The organism is Streptomyces sp. SD31, from assembly GCF_052068475.1.
Classification (GTDB): Bacteria; Actinomycetota; Actinomycetes; order Streptomycetales; family Streptomycetaceae; genus Streptomyces.
The window spans coordinates 17,549-33,311 of record NZ_JBQHCX010000022.1 but is presented as its reverse complement, the minus strand read 5'-3'; the positions used below and the strand labels follow the sequence as shown (position 1 = coordinate 33,311).

Below are 15,763 nucleotides of genomic sequence, written 5' to 3'. Positions count from 1 at the left end.
TCGATCATGTGGTCCGCGCGAGCCATAGAGGACGAGGAGGTCCGAGACGTGGACGTGTCCATCGGCACGATCTGGGAGGCGGTGTGCCATGCGCTGCCCCATGCCATCGCCATCACGGAGCCCGGGCGCGAGATCACTTACCGTGAGTTCGACGAGCGGGCGTCACGGCTGGCCACCGCGATGGAAGAGGCCGGGGTCGGCGAGGGCGACACCGTGGCCTGCTACCTGTACAACGGCGCCACCTACCTGGAGACGGTCTTCGCCGCCTTCAAGCTCGGTGCCGTACCGGTGAACGCCAACTACCGCTACACCGGCGAGGAGCTCTCCGAACTCCTGACCGACGCCGACGCGGCAGTGGTCGTCTTCAGCGGCGCCCTGGCCGCCCGGGTCACGCATGCCGCCGACCATGTGAGCACGCTGAAGCTGCTCGTGAGGGACGGCGCTGAGCCTGCCGACGGCCCGGCCGGGCCTGTCGTACCCGAGCTGGAAGAACTGCTGGCGGCGCATGAACCGCGTAAGCCGCAGCCACGCCCCGGATCCGACCGGCTCTTCATGTACACCGGCGGGACCACCGGCAAGCCGAAGGGCGTGGTGTGGCGACAGAGCGATCTGCTGCACTCCCTGGTGGTCCCGATCTTCCATCCGCTCGGTGTCACCGAGCTGCCGGCGACGCTCGACGAGGCCGTGGCCATCGCGGTCGAGGCACACCGCGAAGGCAGCGCGCCGACCACGATGCCCGTCGTGCCGCTGATGCACGCCACCGGACTGTTCAACACCATGGGCGCTTTGATGGTGGGCGGCAGGGCGGTCACCGCGCGGCAGGGCGGGCTCGACCCGGAGCACGTCTGGCGCACGATCGCCGAGCAGCGGGTCGCGACGGTCATCGTCGCGGGCAATGCCGTGTGCCGACCGCTCGTCGACGAGCTCGTGCGGGCGGAGCAGGCGGGGACGCCGCACGCTCTGGGCTCCGTGCGCAGGGTCCTCAGCTCCGGCACGGCTCTCAGCGACGTACTCAAGCGGCGACTGCACGAGCGAGCCGAGATCACGGTCATCGATGCCATCGCGTCGAGCGAAGGGGGACCTTTCGCCTTCGCGATCACCTCCTCCCTCAGAGACCTGCCCGCCCGATTCTTCCCCGTGCCCGCGACGAGGGTTATCGGCGACAACGACCGGTTCGTCGAACCCGGCAGTGACGACGTCGGGAAGCTCGCCTACTGCGGGCCCATGCCGCTCGGTTACTACAAGGACACCGAGAAGAGCGCGACGACGTTCCGCACCATCGACGGAGTCCGGTACGCCATCCCCGGTGACCTCGCCCGTCTTGAGGCCGACGGCGCGATCCGGTTCCTCGGACGCGGCTCGGGCGTGATCAACACGGGCGGCGAGAAGGTGCACCCGCAGGAAGTGGAGAATGCCCTGCTCTCCCACCCCGGTGTGACCGACTGTGTCGTCGTCGGCGTCCCTGACGAGACCTGGGGCGAGCGGGTCGCCGCCGTCGTGGCGGTCCGGGCGGACACGACCGTCACCGGGGAGGAGCTGCGCGACTGGGCTCGGCAGAGCCTCGCCGGCTACAAGGTGCCGCGCTCCGTGGTCCTGACGGACGTCCTGCCCCGAACGCCCACCGGCAAGCTCGAAGTCGCCTGGGCCAAGAAGACCGTCCAGGAGTCCGACGCGGGCGACAGAGTGTGACAGTCGGGTGCGAGCAGCCATGGCCGACCATCACGCCGCCGCGCGGCTCGTACGGCGGTCCACGCGGCGTTCCAGCGGCAGCTTCGGTCCGCAGGAGGCGTACGGCCTCGGTCCCGACCCGATGGACGGAAGGGCCTCGTTCCCGCTCCCGGAAGGCGGAAGGCACTGGGGGTGCCGCGGGTCCGCCGTGGTCTGCTGCCACGGCCGGGCTCAGCTCGCGCGTTCCTGTCGGGCTTCGAGCGTCCGCGGTGCCTCCACCACACCGGCCACATGGTCCCGTACGGCGGCTGCGGCGTCGCAACATCGGTCAAGTCCGTGCGAAGGCATGGGAGTTCGGCCGGCATCCGAGTTCTCCGCCCCGGCACGCCGACAGCGATCCCGGCCGTCTCCGGCCCACATCCGGGGCCCACGTGCCTTTCCCTCTGCTCACCCACCCACCCCACTCGACCCAGGGAGTCCTGATGAGCCACGACGCCTCCACTACGTCCGAAGGCGCGCTGCTGGTGATCAGTGCGCACGCGGGCGACTTCGTCTGGCGGGCCGGCGGCGCCATTGCCCTGGCCGCCGAACGCGGTCAGCGCGCGAAGGTGCTGTGCCTGAGCTTCGGCGAGCGCGGCGAGTCCGCCCGTGCCTGGCGGGACGGCCTGCGCCTGGACGAGATCAAGGAACTCCGCCGCACCGAGGCCACGAACGCCGCGGCCGCGCTGGGTGCGGAGATCGAGTTCCTGGACGCCGGGGACTACCCGCTGCTGGAGACCCAGGAGTTGGTGGACCGCGTCGTGCGCGTGTACCGGGAGGTGGATCCCGCGGTCGTCCTCACCCACACCCTCACGGACCCCTACAACGGCGACCATCCGGCCGCCGCCCGCATGGCGCTCCAGGCACGCGTGCTCGCCCAGGCGGTCGGTTACGACGCGCCCGGTGAACCGCTCGGCGCTCCCCCGGTGTTCTTCTTCGAGCCGCACCAGCCGGAGCAGTGCGACTTCAAGCCGAACGTCCTGCTGGACATCACCCCCGTCTTCGACAAGAAACGCAAGGCCATGGAGTGCCTGGCCGCCCAGCAGCACATGTGGGACTACTACACCGACCTCGCCAAGCGGCGCGGCGTCCAGCTGAAGCGCAACGCCGGCCCCAACCTCGGCCTCGCGCACGGAACCATGGCAGAGGCGTACGTGCGGCTCTACCCGCAAACGACGGATGTCCTGGCATGACGGCGCACAACGCGACGGGTGCCCGCGAGGCCACACACGTCTGGGTTCCCTTCCTCGACACGTCCCTGTACGTGCAGTTCACGGACGAAACCGACAGGGTGCACGGAACGGCCAGAACGTACGACCCCCGGAGTCTGTTGGCCGAGGCCGTCCCCGAGGACGCACTCACACGCGACGACCGTTACGGCGTAGTGATGTGGCGCACCGACGTCGAACGGCTGCACGCCGTCGTGGAAGCCCTCTGGAACGAGGACGACCGCCAGGTGCGGATCCACCTCGACCAGGCCCCGCAGGCAGGCAGGGCCGACGACATGCCCGGCCCGCGCGACGGATGACGTAGTCCGGGCCACGACCATACGCCGCCCCGGTCCGGTCATTCGAGCGATGACCTGGGCATCCTGCGATGGCTAGCGTCGATCGTGCCGCCACCGACACCGGGCGGCCCGCCCTGCCGACCGTACCGAGGAGATGACGAACGTGACGAGCCCATCAGCCACCGCCCCGGACACGCACCCTCTCGGTTCCGCCGCGGCCGGAACGCCGACCGGGACCCGGCGCGGCACCGAGTTCGAAGGCACCGTCACGGTGCTGGCCCGGCATGCGGTGGCGGACGACGTCGTGTCGCTGGAGCTCGCGGCGAGCTCGGGCGAACCGCTGCCGGTCTGGCAGCCGGGCGCGCACATCGACGTCGTCCTGCCCACGGGCGCCACCCGGCAGTACTCGCTGTGCGGCCCGGTGGGAGACACGGCTCACTGGCGTGTCGCGGTGCTCCGGGAGCCCGACGGGCGCGGCGGATCGCAGTGGATCCACGACCACGTCGAGGCGGGCGGCGAACTTCGGGTGCGCGGCCCGCGCAACAACTTCCCGCTGCGGCCCGCCACCCGATACCTGTTCGTCGGCGGCGGCATCGGCATCACCCCCTTGCTCCCGATGATCGCCGAGGCCGATGCCGCCATGGCCGAGTGGTCCCTGCTCTACGGTGGCCGCACACGCTCCTCCATGGCGTTCCTGCCCGAACTGGAGGGCCACGGCGAGCGCGTGACAGTGCGGCCGCAGGACAAGCACGGACTGCTCGACCTCGCCGGCTTCCTCGGTGATCCCGACCCGTCCACCCTGGTGTACTGCTGCGGCCCCGCAGGGCTCATCGACGCGGTCGAAGCGCACTGCGCCGACTGGCCGACCGGTGCGCTGAACATCGAGCGGTTCGCCGCGGCGGCCGTCCGACAGCCCGCCGACGACACGGCCGAGCAGCCGATCGAGGTGGAACTGCGGGCGTCCGGGACCACAGTGACCGTGCCGCCCGGCCTGTCGGTCCTCAAGGCCGTGGAGCAGGCGGGCGTCCCTGTCCTGACCTCGTGCGAGGAAGGCATCTGCGGCTCGTGCGAGACCTCCGTCCTGGAGGGCGAGGTCGACCACCGCGACTCACTGCTCACCGAGGACGAGCGCGCCGCGAACGACACGATGCTGATCTGCGTCTCCCGGGCGCGCGGCGGACGCCTCGTCCTGGATCTCTGACACCCCCGACTCGGTCCGGACAGCGCCCTGTCGGTCGCAAGCGGACCGGTACACCTCAGTACCCATCACCGACCCGGCACACGCCCGAGCCGGACGGCCGACGCCGAAGAAAGGACCCGCGATGACATTGACACAGCATGTGCGCAACGGCTGGTACCTGGGAGCCTGGTCCGACGAGATCGGCCGAACACTCAAGCAGCGCTGGATCACGGACATCCCCGTCTGCTTCTACCGGCTGCCCGACCAGACCGTCACGGCCGTCGAGGACCGCTGCCCCCACCGCAAGTACCCGCTGTCCCTGGGCCATCTCGACGACGACGGCACTCTCCAGTGCGACTACCACGGCTACCGCTTCGACGGCCAGGGCGTGTGCGTCGGGGTCGCCGAGCAGGCCGACCGGCCCAAGGCGGCACTGCGCCGGTTTCCCCTGGTCGAGCGGGACGGTGCCATATGGATCTGGCCCGGAGACCCCGAACTGGCCGACGAGAGCCTGCTGCCCGACACCTCGTGGCTGACCGACCCGAGCTGGACCCATGTGCACGGCGTCGTCCCGCTGAAGGCACGGCACATGCTGCTCCTGGAGAACCTGCTCGACCTCACCCATGAGACGTTCCTGCATCCGACGAGCATCGGCAACGCCGCCGTCGCCGCGACCCCGATCGACGTGACCGTGGACGGCGACCGGGTCGGCTTCAGCCGACGCATGATCGGCATCGAGGCCCCTCCGTTCTACGAGAAGTCCTGCGGGCTGACCTCTCCTGTGGACCGTTGGCAGGACGGCGACTTCTACCCGCCGGGCATCTTCGTCCTCAACATCCGCGTCGCGGCCACCGGCACCGAGGAGCCGGACGGCTTCCACATGAAGGTGCTCTACGGGATGACACCGGGGCGCGGCAACGAGACGCACGACTTCTACGCACTGGGCCGCGACTACCTCATCGACGACCAGGAGCTCACGAAGTTCCAGCACGAGCAGCAACTCGCCGTGATGCAGGAGGACGTCGACGCCCTGGAGGCGCAGGAGATCATGTACGCCACCGATCCGGGCGGCACCGCCGAGTCCAGCATCAAGTCCGACCTCGCCGCACTCCGCGGACGCCGTGCGGTGGCGAAGATGCTCGCCCGTGAACAGCGCGCACAGCAGGACGCCCGCATCCCTCACAGCAGGGCGTCCGTATGAGCGGCCGCCGTGTCTTCGTACTGCTCCACGGAGCCTGGCACGGCGGATGGGTATGGCAGCACGTCACACCGCTGCTGCGTGCGGCCGGGCACGAAGTGCACTCCCCCACGCTGACCGGGGTGAGCGACCGTGCCCATCTGCTCAGCCCGCAGGTCGGGCTCAGCACCCACATCCAGGACGTCGTGTCGCTGATCGAGGCCCATGACGCCCGGGACGTCGTCCTCGTCGGGCACAGCTACGCCGGCCAGGTCGTCACCGGGGTCGCGGACCGGATCCCCGACCGGCTGGCCCAGCGCGTGCACCTCGACGCCTTCGTCGGCGACGACAAAGAGGCGGCGATCGACCTCCTTCCCGAACGCATCGCCGGGCACTACCGGGAGTCCGTGGCCGGCCCCGGCTTCGGCTGGCTCATCCCGGTGCGCTCGCTGAGTGTGCTGGGTGTCGAGGAACAGTCGGACCTGGACTGGCTCGGCCCCCGGCTGACCCCACACCCCTGGCTGACCTACACCGAACCCCTCCGTCTCACCGGGAAGGCCGACCAGGTACCCGGCGCCTTCATCGAGTGCACCGACTGGATGCGGGTGTTCACCCCGCACGCCGAACGTGCCGCCGCCCGTGGCTGGCCGGTCCACGAGATCGCCACCGGCCACGAGGCCATGGTCACCGCCCCGGGCCGACTGGCCGAACTGCTGCTGGAGATCGCGGCAGCCTGACCCGTGAAGGAACGCCCCATGGAATTCCTCGTCCGTACCGAGAACACGCTGCCCCCGGACACGCCTGACGACGTACGCGAAGCCCTGCGCAAGGGCGAGCGCGAACGGGCCCTGCAGCTCAGGGAGTCGGGAATCCTCAAGCGGCTGTGGCGGGTCCCGGGCCGCAACGCGACCATAGGCCTGTACGAGGCGGCCGATCCGGCGGAGCTGCACGACGCGCTGGTCTCCCTTCCGATGTGGAAGTGGATGGACATCACCGTCGAGGCGCTCGCCACCCATCCGCAGGAGAAGGCGCCGTGACCGCCGGCCCCGACGGCCGGAGGCCACGGGTCGCGGTGGTCACGGGCGCCGCCGGCGGCCTGGGGCTCGCCGTCGCCCGCAGACTGGCCGCGGACGGATTCACGGTCGCCGCCCTCGACATCGCCGAGCCCGACGACACGGAACCGACTCCGGGTGTCCGGGCCTGGCGTTGCGACGTCACGGATCCGGCCGCGACCCGCCAGGCCGTGACCGAGATCGCCGAAACGTACGGCGGTGGCCGGATCGACGTACTCGTCAACAACGCGGGATTGCTCTCCGGCCGGGCACCACTGCTGGAGACGACCCCGGAGGAACTGCACCGCTTCTTCGCCGTCAACGCCGTCGGCCCGCTGCTCATGGTGCAGGCGTGCGTGCCCTGGCTGCGCGGCAGCCCACACCGCGGGCGGGTGATCAATGTCGCGTCCCGCACCTTCTTCACGGGAGCGCCGGGCCAGATCGCCTACGTGGCCAGCAAGGGCGCACTCATCGGCATGACCCGGGTGATGGCCCGCGAACTGGGCGAGCACCGGATCACCGTCAACGCGGTGGCACCCGCGCAGGTGGCCACTCCGGGCACCCGGGCGCACTCCGACGACGAGGTGTTCGCCGCGACCATGAGCCAACAGGCGATCAAGGAGTTCGTCACCCCGGAGCACTTCGCGGGACTCGTCTCCTATCTCGCGTCCCCCGACGCGGCCATGGTCACCGGCCAGACACTCGTCTGCGACGGCGGCGGACTCCTGCACTGACCGGCAACAACACGGGAGAGGAGAGGAACGGCATGTCCAGTACCACGCCCCAGGTCCCCGGCACCTACGTCTTCGACGCCGCGGAAAGCCGCCGCGCCCGGGCCCTCAACCGGCTCTGCGGGTCCCTCAAGGAGGCCGAGAACCGGGAGAAGTTCAAAGCCGACGAAGCGGCGTACTGCGAGACGTACGGACTCACGGTCCAGCAGCGGGACGCCGTCCTGCGACGGGACTGGAACCGGATGATGGAGCTGGGCGGTTCCATCTTCTACGTCTTCAAGCTCGCCATGGTCGACCAGAGATCCATGCAGTACCTCGGCGGGGTGTTCACCGGCATGACCACCGAGGAGTTCGCGCAGGCGCTGAAAGCGGGAGGGCGGAGCTTTGGCTGAGGTGATATGGGGTCTGGCCACCTCGCACGTGCCGTCGATCGGTGCGGCCATGGACCACGGGAAGACCGAAGACCCGTACTGGAAGCCGCTGTTCGACGGGTACACGCCCGCGCGGGAGTGGATGACCCGGCACACCCCTGACGTCGCGGTCGTCGTCTACAACGACCACGCCAACGCCGTGGACATGAGCGTCACGCCGACCTTCGCGCTCGGAACGGCGGAGTCGTACCGGGTGGCGGACGAGGGATGGGGCAGCCGCCCGGTGCCCGCGGTCACGGGCGCTCCCGAGTTCTCCGACCACCTCGTCAACAGCCTGATCGACGCCTCCTTCGACCTCACCGTCTATCAGGAACTCGACGTCGACCACGGCCTGACCGTTCCCCTGTCGGTGTACTGCCCCGATCCCGGCGAACGCTGGCCCTGCGCGGTGGTGCCCCTCCTGGTGAACGTCATCCAGTACCCGCAGCCGACCGCCGCACGGTGCCTGGCCCTCGGCCGCGCGCTCGGCGAGGCGATCCGGTCCTTCCCCGAGGACCTCAAGGTCGCCGTCTTCGGTACGGGCGGCATGTCCCACCAACTCGCGGGCGCCCGCGCGGGACTGATCAACCAGGACTTCGACCGGATGTTCCTCGACGCGATCGAGCACGAGCCGGAGAAGCTCGCCGCACTGACGCGCGAGGAGTACATCCGCGAGGCCGGCTCCGAGGGCATCGAGCTCATCATGTGGCTGATCATGCGCGGTGCGTTGGGGCCACGGATCCGACGTGTGCACGAGACTTACCACGTACCCGCGTCCAACACGGCGGCCGGCATGGTGTTGTTCGAGAACCTGAGCCGGTGATTCACCGCAGTCCCGACCGGCCGACGCCGACGCTGGTGACGTGGGAGCGACAGGGTGCTGGATCCACTGCTCGGGGTTTCGCCCGGCGTGATCGACATGACGCTCGATCCGCTGGTCGGAGCCCCGAACGGCGGCGTGACGACGGCCTCGTGGATGACCGGCGCGGTTCACGACGATGGGCAACTGCCCCCGCGTCCATGGAGGCGATCTCGCGGTGCTTGCTGTGTACGCCCAGCCGCTCGGTGTTCTCCGGTTCGCCGTTTCCTGAGTGGTTGGTGCGCTGTCGGACGCGTCCGGAGTCGGTTCCGCCCCTGCGGGAGCGCACGCCGAGCCCCTTCCGACGAGGGAAGAACGCAGGTCGCTCGGCGCTGTGGCGGAAGACGCGTGTGACCCGGTCCGGCGTGGACCGCGGGCCGGGTTTCCTCCGGTGTGGGTCTCGCGACCGAACGGAGCCCGACGGCCCTACCGCTCCCGGCACGCGTGTGCCGCGCGACAAGGCCTGTCCTGGACATCCTTCGCACCGGGGCGCGTCAGCCGGAGCGGTAGCGGAGCCCGTCGAGCAGGAGGTCGAGCATGCGGCCCGCGCGGTCGCGCAGCCCTTTGTCGCTGGTGATCAGCAGAACACCGCCGAGGCTGAAGCCGACGTCCAGGGGGTCCACGTCCGAGCGCAGGACTCCCACTTCGGCCCCGGCGTGCAGCAGGGTGCTGATGGCGGTGCTGATCCGTTCCAGACTTTCGGCGAACGGATCCTCGTCGCCGGAGGCGATGACTGCCTTCAGCGCGTCGCCCATGCCCTGCTTGGTGGCCAGGTAGTCGATGAACAGGTCCATCCACTGCCGCATGGCCTGGTCGGGAGGGAGCTTTGCGAGCAGTTCCGTGGCGCTGTCGCAGACCCGGGCGAGTTCGTTGCGGTAGACGGCCTCGAGCAGGGCCTCGCGGGTGGGGAAGTGCCGGTAGAGCGTGCCGATGCCCACGCCGGCGTCCTTCGCGATGGCCTCGAGGGACGCGTCCGTGCCGACCTCGGAGAACGCGCGCCCCGCGACTTCGAGCAGGCGTTCCCGGTTGCGTCTCGCGTCGGCACGCAGTCCACGTGTGGTGCTGGTCACAGCTTTCCTTCCTTCTGGACAACCGGAGGACCCTCCGTTTAAAGTTCAAGCAAACGGAGGCACCTCCGCTTCGAGCGTAGCAAACAGGGAGCATTGCGAGAATGGCCACGAGGACAGGCATCACCACTCCGTTCACCAGCCGGTCCACGGCTTCCGACGTCATCGCGGGCATCGACCTCACGGGCCGCCGCGCCGTCGTCACCGGGGCCGCGTCCGGCATCGGCGTGGAGACCGCCCGGGCGCTCGCCGGCGCCGGCGCGGAGGTCACGCTCGCCGTACGAGACACAGAGGCCGGCCACCGCACCGCCGAGGCCATCCGGGCCACCACCGGCAACGAAGGCGTACGGGTCGCCGCGCTGGACCTGACCGATCCGGCATCCGTCCGCGCGTTCACGGCCGCGTGGCAGGGTCCGCTGCACATCCTCGTCAACAACGCCGGGATCATGGCGGCCCCGGAGAGCCGCACACCCCAGGGCTGGGAGTTGCAGTTCGCCACCAACCACCTGGGGCACTTCGCCCTGACCACCGGGCTGCACGAGGCACTCGCGGCGGCCGGCGGCGCCCGGGTGGTGTCGGTGAGTTCCAGCGGGCACCTGTTCTCACCCGTCGTCTTCGACGACCTCCACTTCACCGAGCGGCCCTACGACCCGTGGCTGGCGTACGGCCAGTCCAAGACCGCAAACGTGCTGTTCGCGGTCGAGGCCGGCCGGCGATGGGCCGCAGACGGGATCACGGCCAACGCATTGATGCCCGGGGGGATCCAGACCAACCTGGGGCGCTACATGGACGACGCCCGGATGGGCCTGTTCATGACTCACCTGCAAGCCGTCCTCGGCGAAGGAACGCCCCTGCCCGAGATGTCCTTCAAATCGGTCGAACAGGGCGCCGCGACCTCCGTCCTGCTGGCCGCCTCACCCTTGCTCGACGGCATCAGCGGCCGGTACTTCGAGGACTGCAATGAGGCCCCACTGCACCAGCCGGGCACCAACACCGGAGTCGCGCCGCACGCCCTGGACCCGGAGGCGGCCGAGCGACTCTGGCAGGTCTCCGAGCAGCTCCTGGACTGACCTCATGCCGCTCGCCGGCCACGGCTGAGCCCGCGCACGCCCCGTAGGGACCCCTCACGTACCAGGACAACCCGCGACCAAATACTTGAAACTTCAGTTGAATTACGAAAGCATATAGGAGGACACCATGGCAGGCAGCATCCGCAGGCACTGGAAGCGCTGGCTCATCGCCGGTGTGGCCACCGTCGCCGTGCTGTGCACGGCGGGCCCCTACATCTACATCAACTACGTCCAGGACAAACCACCGGCCGCCCTCTCGCTCGACGACCCGCCAGGCTCGGACTCCTCGGGCAGTCCCTCGGGTTCGGGGGAGGATGTCGAAGGTGCCTGGCGGGTGGGCAGCGGTTCGCAGGCCGGTTACCGGGTCGACGAAGTCCTCTTCGGCCAGAACGTCACGGCAGTGGGCCGTACCGAAAAGGTCACCGGAGAGCTGGAGATCGAAGGCAACCGGGCGGTCAGCGGATCCTTCACCGTCGATCTCGCTTCGGTGAAGAGCGACTCCGACCAGCGCGACGGCCAGTTCCGCGGCCGGATCATGAACACCGAGCGGTACCCGGAGGCCACCTTCGAGCTCACCGAGCCCGTCGACTTCGGCTCTGCGCCGGCGGTGGGCGAGCAGGTCAGCGCCAAGGCCACAGGCGAGCTGACCGTCCACGGTGAGACCAACACGGTCTCCTTCGAGCTCGACGCCCAGCGCACCGCCGACGGCTTCCGGGTCAACGGCTCCATCCCGGTCACCTTCGCCGACTACGGCGTCGACGCACCCAACTTCGGCGGGATCACGGTGGAGGACGAGGGAAACATCGAGTTCCTCCTCGCCTTCGACCGCGCCTGAGCCCACACGGGCACCCTCGCCCTTTACTCCCGATCTCCCACCAGACACCCACCGGCGCGTTCACCGCCGTCCGCACAGCATTGGAGAACCCGCATGTCGCACAGCACCAGTCGGCTGCCCCGTAAGGCCATAGCCACCCTCCTGGCTGCGGCGACCGTAGGAGCTGTGGCCGGCTTCGCACCCGCCGCCACGGCCACCGCCTCCGCGCCGTCCCACAGCGGCCTGGACCTCGGCCTCGACGCCCCGTACACAAGCCCCGCCACGCAGGAGCGCAACAAGCGCGTCGCCGTCCACGTCCTCACCCAGCTCTTCGAGGAGGGCAACCTCGCGGTCGCCGACCGGTACATCCGCGAGGACTACATCCAGCACAACCCCGCCGCGCCCAACGGCCGGGAAGCGATCAAGAACTTCATCCGCGACTGGACCGCGCGCTTCCCGGACCACCAGTACAACGTCAAGCGGGTCCTCGCCCAGGGCAACCTGGTCCTGGTGCACTCCAACCCCGTCTACGAGCCCGGCACCCGTGGCTCGGCCGTGGTCGACATCTTCCGCTTCGACCCCAAGAGCGGCATGATCGCCGAGCACTGGGACACGGTCCAGGACGTGCCGGCGACCACGGTCAACGGCAATGACATGTTCGGCACGGTCAGCAACCCGCACACGAACCAGCCCAGCGGCCCCCGCTGGCAGACGCCCTTCAGCGAGAAGATCGCCACCAGCTACTTCGACACCCTCCTCGTCGACAAGAACCCCGACGCCGTCAGGTACCTCGCGCCGGAGTACTACCAGCACAACCCCACCATCCCCAACGGCTCGGCCGGCCTGCGTGAGCAGTTCACCAATTTCTTCCGCCAGTTCCCGAACCTGATCGTGGAACGCAAGCGCGTCATCGCCGACAAGGACTACGTCGCCATCCACGCGCACTACCGCCTCAACCCCGAGGACCGTGGGCAGTCCGTCGTGGACATCTTCCGGGTCAAGAAGCAGAAGAATGGCGAGCTCAAGATCATCGAGCACTGGGACGTCCTACAGGATGTCCCGGCCACCTCCGCCAACGACAACACGATGTTCTGACCTCTTCGATCCTCGCGGTCCCGTGGCCCGTCACCGGTCGGTGACGGGCCACTCATTTCTCGGCAGCGGACATGAGTCCGACCGAGTCACCCCATTGCAGCTTTGGATGTAGCCATCCAAGGGCTTGATTTACAAGTCACTCATGCACCACTGTGTCCGCTGTGCGGATGATCGTCCGTACAGCGGTCGAGCCCGGAATGAATCGAGGAGGATTCCATGGCCTTCGTGACGGAGGACAACCTCAGCGACCTGGCGGTGAAGCGGTGGGCCACCGCTCACTCGCCCCGGCTCGCCGAGCTGATGACGGCGCTGGTGCGGCACCTGCACGCGTACGCCCGCGAGGTCCGGCTGACGGAGGAGGAGTGGGCGGCGGCCGTCGACTGGCTCACGGCGACCGGCCGGATCAGTGACGACAAGCGCCAGGAGTTCATCCTCGCCTCCGACGTCCTCGGTCTGAGCACGCTCGTCGTCCAGCTGAACCATCACTTCTCGGCGAAGGCCACTCCGGCGACGGTGCTCGGTCCCTTTCACATCGACGGCTCTCCGACGGCCGGATTCGGAGCCGACATGTCGGACGGCATCCCGGGCACGCCGGTGTTCATCACGGGTCGGGTCCTCGACCTCGACGGCACGCCTCTGCCCGACGTCGTCCTGGACGTATGGCAGGCCGACGCCGACGGCGCCTACGAGGCGCAGCTGCCGGAGATCGACGAGGCCCGGCTGCGCGCGCTGTACCGGACGCGAGCGGACGGCACGTACTGCGTGCGCACCATCGCGCCACGCGGCTACGCGATCCCGATGGACGGTCCGGTCGGTGACCTGATCGGCAGGACCGACATCAGCCACTTCCGTCCCGCGCACATCCACTTCCTGATCGACCACCCCGGCCACGAAAAGCTCATCACCCACCTGTTCCGGGAGGGTTCCGAATTCCTCGACACCGATGTCGTGTTCGGCACGAAGGACGAGCTGATCGTGCGCTTCACCGAGGAACCGGCCGGCTCCTCCCCCGACGGCGGCACCATCGACGAGCCATACCTGCGCGCCGAGTTCGACTTCGTGCTGCAGCCCCGGACGACGGACGAGCCGCAGCCGTGAATCTCGGGCTGCTCCTGCTGCGACTGCTACTCGCCGCGCTGCTGTTCGGCCACGGCACCCAGAAACTGTGCGGCTGGTTCGGCGGCGCCGGGCGCGCCGTAACCGCCGCGGTCTTCGACCGATGGGGCTTCGTGCCCGGCCGGCGGATGGTGCTCGTCGCCGGGGCGGCCGAACTCGCCGGAGCGGTCTCGGTCGCGGCCGGCCTGCTGACTCCCGGCGGCTGCGCGGTGATCGTCGGCACCATGGCGGTCGCGGCGGCGGCGACCGCGCCTAATGGCTTCTGGGCCCAGAAGGGCGGCTGTGAAGTGCCCTTCTGCTACGGCGCGGTGGCCGCGGTCCTCGCCTTCACCGGCCCCGGCGCCTGGTCACTCGACCACGCCCTCGGGCTGACGGAACTCGACGGCTACGCATGGGGATGCGCGGCACTGGCCCTTGGCCTGGCCACCGCGGCCGTACTACTGACCGCCCGCTCCCGTGTTCTGCGGGCCCGGACCACAGACTCCACAACGAGGTGACCACATGACGATCGAACAACCACGCCGAGAAGACTTCACCCCCGGACGCCCCGTGCTGTTCCGCGACGCGACCGTACTGTCCATGGACCCCGCGATCGGCCTGCTCGACCGCGGCGACGTGCTGGTCCGCGGCGAACGGATCGAACAGGTCGGAAGGGACCTTCAGGCACCCGCCGATGCCGTGGTGGTGGACTGCGCCGGCGGCATCCTCATGCCCGGCATGGTCGACACCCACCGGCACATGTGGCAGACCGCGCTGCGCGGCCTCGGAGCCGACTGGACCCTGTCGCAGTACTTCGTCTTCTACTACCTCAACTGGGGCAAGATCTTCCGCCCCGAGGACATCCACGCCGGCAACCTGCTGTCCGGCATCGAGGCGCTCGACGCGGGTGTGACCACCACGGTGGACTGGTCGCACGGGCTGCAGACGCCCGAGCACGGGGACGCGGCCGTCGAATCGCTGCGCGCGGTGCCGGGCCGCTTCGTACTGGCCTACGGCAACCTGCTCGGCGCCCCCTGGGAGTGGACCAAGTCACCGGAGTTCCGGTCCTTCGTCGACCGCCACTTCTCCGGCCGTGACGACATGCTCGGCCTGCAACTCGCCTTCGACGTCACCGGTGACGACGCCTTCCCCGAGAAGGCGGCGTTCGAGGCGGCCCGCGAACTCGGCCTGCCGGTCACCACTCACGCCGGAGTCTGGGGCGCGACGAACGACAACGGCATACGCCTGATGTGGGACCACGGGTTCATGACGCCCGACGTCACCTATGTCCACTCGGCGACGCTCAGCGAGGACTCGTACCACCGGATCGCCGCCTCGGGCGGCACGGTCTCGGTGTCGGCGGAGAGCGAGCACAACGCCGGCCAGGGCTACCCTCCCACCTGGCGGCTGAGGCGCCACGGCATCCCCGTGTCGCTGTCGATGGACACCAGTGTGTGGTTCAGCGCCGATCTGTTCTCGGCGATGCGCGCCACCCTGTCGGCCGACCGCACGCGCGAGCACATGGCGGCCCACGCGGCCGGGGAGACGGTGGTGCATCACCGCCTGCGGGCGCGGGACGTCGTGGAGTGGGCGACGATCGGCGGCGCGGGAGTGCTCGGGCTCGCCGACACCATCGGCTCGTTGACGCCGGGCAAGAAGGCCGACCTCGTCCTGCTCAAGAACGACCGCAGCCCGGCGATGTACCCGATCCTGCACCCCTACGGGCACGTGGTCTACCAGGCCACCCGCGCCGACGTGCACACCGTGCTGGTCAACGGAACAGTGGTGAAGTACGCGCACGAACTGGTCGGCGTCGACCTGGAGCGGGCCCGCACCGCCGTCGCCGCGACCGTGGACTACGCGCGGACCACCATGGGCGAGGACGCGTGGCGTCAGGCCGTGGAGCCGGAGATCCCGACAACCGAGGTGATCTCCAACCCCTACACCTACAGCGAGTACCGCGGCGAAGGCGTCGCCGTGCAGAACGAGGGGGCGTAGC

Annotated in this window: 17 protein-coding genes; 16 read left to right on the top strand and 1 reads right to left on the bottom strand. The window is 69.4% G+C overall.

Annotation, left to right across the window (positions count from 1 at the left end; translation table 11 throughout):
- Nucleotides 1–48 precede the first annotated feature (48 nt).
- The 10 genes from ACTMVF_RS36875 to ACTMVF_RS36830 all read left to right on the top strand — a co-directional run bounded on the left by ACTMVF_RS36875 (nucleotide 49) and on the right by ACTMVF_RS36830 (nucleotide 8,587).
- Nucleotides 49–1,689 (top strand): AMP-binding protein, encoded by a 1,641-nt coding sequence (locus ACTMVF_RS36875; RefSeq protein ID WP_441275433.1) that lies wholly within the window; start codon nucleotides 49–51, stop codon nucleotides 1,687–1,689.
- Nucleotides 1,690–2,150: 461 nt separating this feature from the next.
- The gene (locus tag ACTMVF_RS36870; protein ID WP_441275432.1) at nucleotides 2,151–2,900 is read left to right on the top strand and encodes a PIG-L deacetylase family protein; all 750 of its coding nucleotides are present in this window, start codon (nucleotides 2,151–2,153) and stop codon (nucleotides 2,898–2,900) included.
- A complete protein-coding gene (locus ACTMVF_RS36865) occupies nucleotides 2,897–3,235 on the top strand; it encodes a hypothetical protein (RefSeq protein ID WP_441275431.1) in 339 nt (112 codons plus the stop codon). Before ACTMVF_RS36870 ends, ACTMVF_RS36865 begins: the two co-directional genes overlap by 4 nt.
- Nucleotides 3,236–3,377: 142 nt before the next feature.
- Nucleotides 3,378–4,415, top strand: coding sequence for a PDR/VanB family oxidoreductase (locus ACTMVF_RS36860; protein ID WP_441275430.1), 1,038 nt, complete (start codon nucleotides 3,378–3,380; stop codon nucleotides 4,413–4,415).
- A 121-nt stretch (nucleotides 4,416–4,536) separates the two neighbouring features.
- Nucleotides 4,537–5,595 carry a Rieske 2Fe-2S domain-containing protein gene (locus ACTMVF_RS36855; RefSeq protein WP_441275429.1) on the top strand — a complete coding sequence of 353 codons (1,059 nt, stop codon included), beginning with the start codon at nucleotides 4,537–4,539 and terminating at the stop codon, nucleotides 5,593–5,595.
- Nucleotides 5,592–6,308 carry an alpha/beta fold hydrolase gene (locus tag ACTMVF_RS36850; RefSeq protein WP_441275428.1) on the top strand — a complete coding sequence of 239 codons (717 nt, stop codon included), beginning with the start codon at nucleotides 5,592–5,594 and terminating at the stop codon, nucleotides 6,306–6,308. Before ACTMVF_RS36855 ends, ACTMVF_RS36850 begins: the two co-directional genes overlap by 4 nt.
- An 18-nt stretch (nucleotides 6,309–6,326) precedes the next feature.
- Nucleotides 6,327–6,608: a muconolactone Delta-isomerase family protein gene (locus ACTMVF_RS36845; RefSeq protein ID WP_441275427.1), complete on the top strand. Its 282-nt coding sequence runs from the start codon at nucleotides 6,327–6,329 to the stop codon at nucleotides 6,606–6,608.
- Nucleotides 6,605–7,357 (top strand): SDR family NAD(P)-dependent oxidoreductase, encoded by a 753-nt coding sequence (locus tag ACTMVF_RS36840; RefSeq protein WP_441275426.1) that lies wholly within the window; start codon nucleotides 6,605–6,607, stop codon nucleotides 7,355–7,357. Before ACTMVF_RS36845 ends, ACTMVF_RS36840 begins: the two co-directional genes overlap by 4 nt.
- 32 nt (nucleotides 7,358–7,389) lie before the next feature.
- On the top strand, nucleotides 7,390–7,746 hold the full coding sequence (ligA, locus tag ACTMVF_RS36835) for a protocatechuate 4,5-dioxygenase subunit alpha (RefSeq protein ID WP_441275425.1): 357 nt from the start codon (nucleotides 7,390–7,392) through the stop codon (nucleotides 7,744–7,746).
- Between the two features lies 1 nt (nucleotide 7,747).
- Complete coding sequence (locus ACTMVF_RS36830; RefSeq protein ID WP_441275570.1) at nucleotides 7,748–8,587, top strand: class III extradiol dioxygenase subunit beta; 840 nt, start codon at nucleotides 7,748–7,750, stop codon at nucleotides 8,585–8,587.
- A 530-nt stretch (nucleotides 8,588–9,117) separates the two neighbouring features.
- Here ACTMVF_RS36830 and ACTMVF_RS36825 read toward each other — a convergent pair.
- The gene (locus ACTMVF_RS36825; RefSeq protein ID WP_441275424.1) at nucleotides 9,118–9,693 is read right to left on the bottom strand and encodes a TetR/AcrR family transcriptional regulator; all 576 of its coding nucleotides are present in this window, start codon (nucleotides 9,691–9,693) and stop codon (nucleotides 9,118–9,120) included.
- Nucleotides 9,694–9,794: 101 nt separating this feature from the next.
- Here ACTMVF_RS36825 and ACTMVF_RS36820 point away from each other — a divergent pair, with 101 nt between their 5' ends.
- From ACTMVF_RS36820 to ACTMVF_RS36795, 6 genes are all read left to right on the top strand, one after another.
- On the top strand, nucleotides 9,795–10,760 hold the full coding sequence (locus ACTMVF_RS36820; RefSeq protein ID WP_441275423.1) for an SDR family NAD(P)-dependent oxidoreductase: 966 nt from the start codon (nucleotides 9,795–9,797) through the stop codon (nucleotides 10,758–10,760).
- Nucleotides 10,761–10,887: 127 nt separating this feature from the next.
- Nucleotides 10,888–11,595, top strand: a complete 708-nt coding sequence (locus tag ACTMVF_RS36815; RefSeq protein WP_441275422.1) for a YceI family protein — start codon at nucleotides 10,888–10,890, stop codon at nucleotides 11,593–11,595.
- A 93-nt stretch (nucleotides 11,596–11,688) separates the two neighbouring features.
- Nucleotides 11,689–12,669, top strand: coding sequence for a nuclear transport factor 2 family protein (locus ACTMVF_RS36810; RefSeq protein ID WP_441275421.1), 981 nt, complete (start codon nucleotides 11,689–11,691; stop codon nucleotides 12,667–12,669).
- Nucleotides 12,670–12,885: 216 nt separating this feature from the next.
- The gene (locus ACTMVF_RS36805; protein WP_441275420.1) at nucleotides 12,886–13,767 is read left to right on the top strand and encodes a dioxygenase family protein; all 882 of its coding nucleotides are present in this window, start codon (nucleotides 12,886–12,888) and stop codon (nucleotides 13,765–13,767) included.
- Entirely contained in the window at nucleotides 13,764–14,282 is a 519-nt protein-coding gene (locus ACTMVF_RS36800) for a DoxX family protein (RefSeq protein ID WP_441275419.1), read from the top strand. The genes ACTMVF_RS36805 and ACTMVF_RS36800 overlap by 4 nt, the downstream gene beginning before the upstream one ends.
- A 4-nt stretch (nucleotides 14,283–14,286) precedes the next feature.
- Complete coding sequence (locus ACTMVF_RS36795; RefSeq protein ID WP_441275418.1) at nucleotides 14,287–15,762, top strand: amidohydrolase family protein; 1,476 nt, start codon at nucleotides 14,287–14,289, stop codon at nucleotides 15,760–15,762.
- Nucleotide 15,763 lies beyond the last annotated feature (1 nt).

What these genes read in the sequence shown, in the direction of transcription:
- ACTMVF_RS36845 (WP_441275427.1), top strand. Translation starts at nt 6,327, where the DNA reads ATGGAATTCCTCGTCCGTACCGAGAACACGCTGCCCCCGGACACGCCT.
- ACTMVF_RS36855 (WP_441275429.1), top strand. Translation starts at nt 4,537, where the DNA reads ATGACATTGACACAGCATGTGCGCAACGGCTGGTACCTGGGAGCCTGG.
- ACTMVF_RS36805 (WP_441275420.1), top strand. Translation starts at nt 12,886, where the DNA reads ATGGCCTTCGTGACGGAGGACAACCTCAGCGACCTGGCGGTGAAGCGG.
- ACTMVF_RS36820 (WP_441275423.1), top strand. Translation starts at nt 9,795, where the DNA reads ATGGCCACGAGGACAGGCATCACCACTCCGTTCACCAGCCGGTCCACG.
- ligA (WP_441275425.1), top strand. Translation starts at nt 7,390, where the DNA reads ATGTCCAGTACCACGCCCCAGGTCCCCGGCACCTACGTCTTCGACGCC.
- ACTMVF_RS36815 (WP_441275422.1), top strand. Translation starts at nt 10,888, where the DNA reads ATGGCAGGCAGCATCCGCAGGCACTGGAAGCGCTGGCTCATCGCCGGT.
- ACTMVF_RS36865 (WP_441275431.1), top strand. Translation starts at nt 2,897, where the DNA reads ATGACGGCGCACAACGCGACGGGTGCCCGCGAGGCCACACACGTCTGG.
- ACTMVF_RS36870 (WP_441275432.1), top strand. Translation starts at nt 2,151, where the DNA reads ATGAGCCACGACGCCTCCACTACGTCCGAAGGCGCGCTGCTGGTGATC.
- ACTMVF_RS36850 (WP_441275428.1), top strand. Translation starts at nt 5,592, where the DNA reads ATGAGCGGCCGCCGTGTCTTCGTACTGCTCCACGGAGCCTGGCACGGC.
- ACTMVF_RS36795 (WP_441275418.1), top strand. Translation starts at nt 14,287, where the DNA reads ATGACGATCGAACAACCACGCCGAGAAGACTTCACCCCCGGACGCCCC.
- ACTMVF_RS36810 (WP_441275421.1), top strand. Translation starts at nt 11,689, where the DNA reads ATGTCGCACAGCACCAGTCGGCTGCCCCGTAAGGCCATAGCCACCCTC.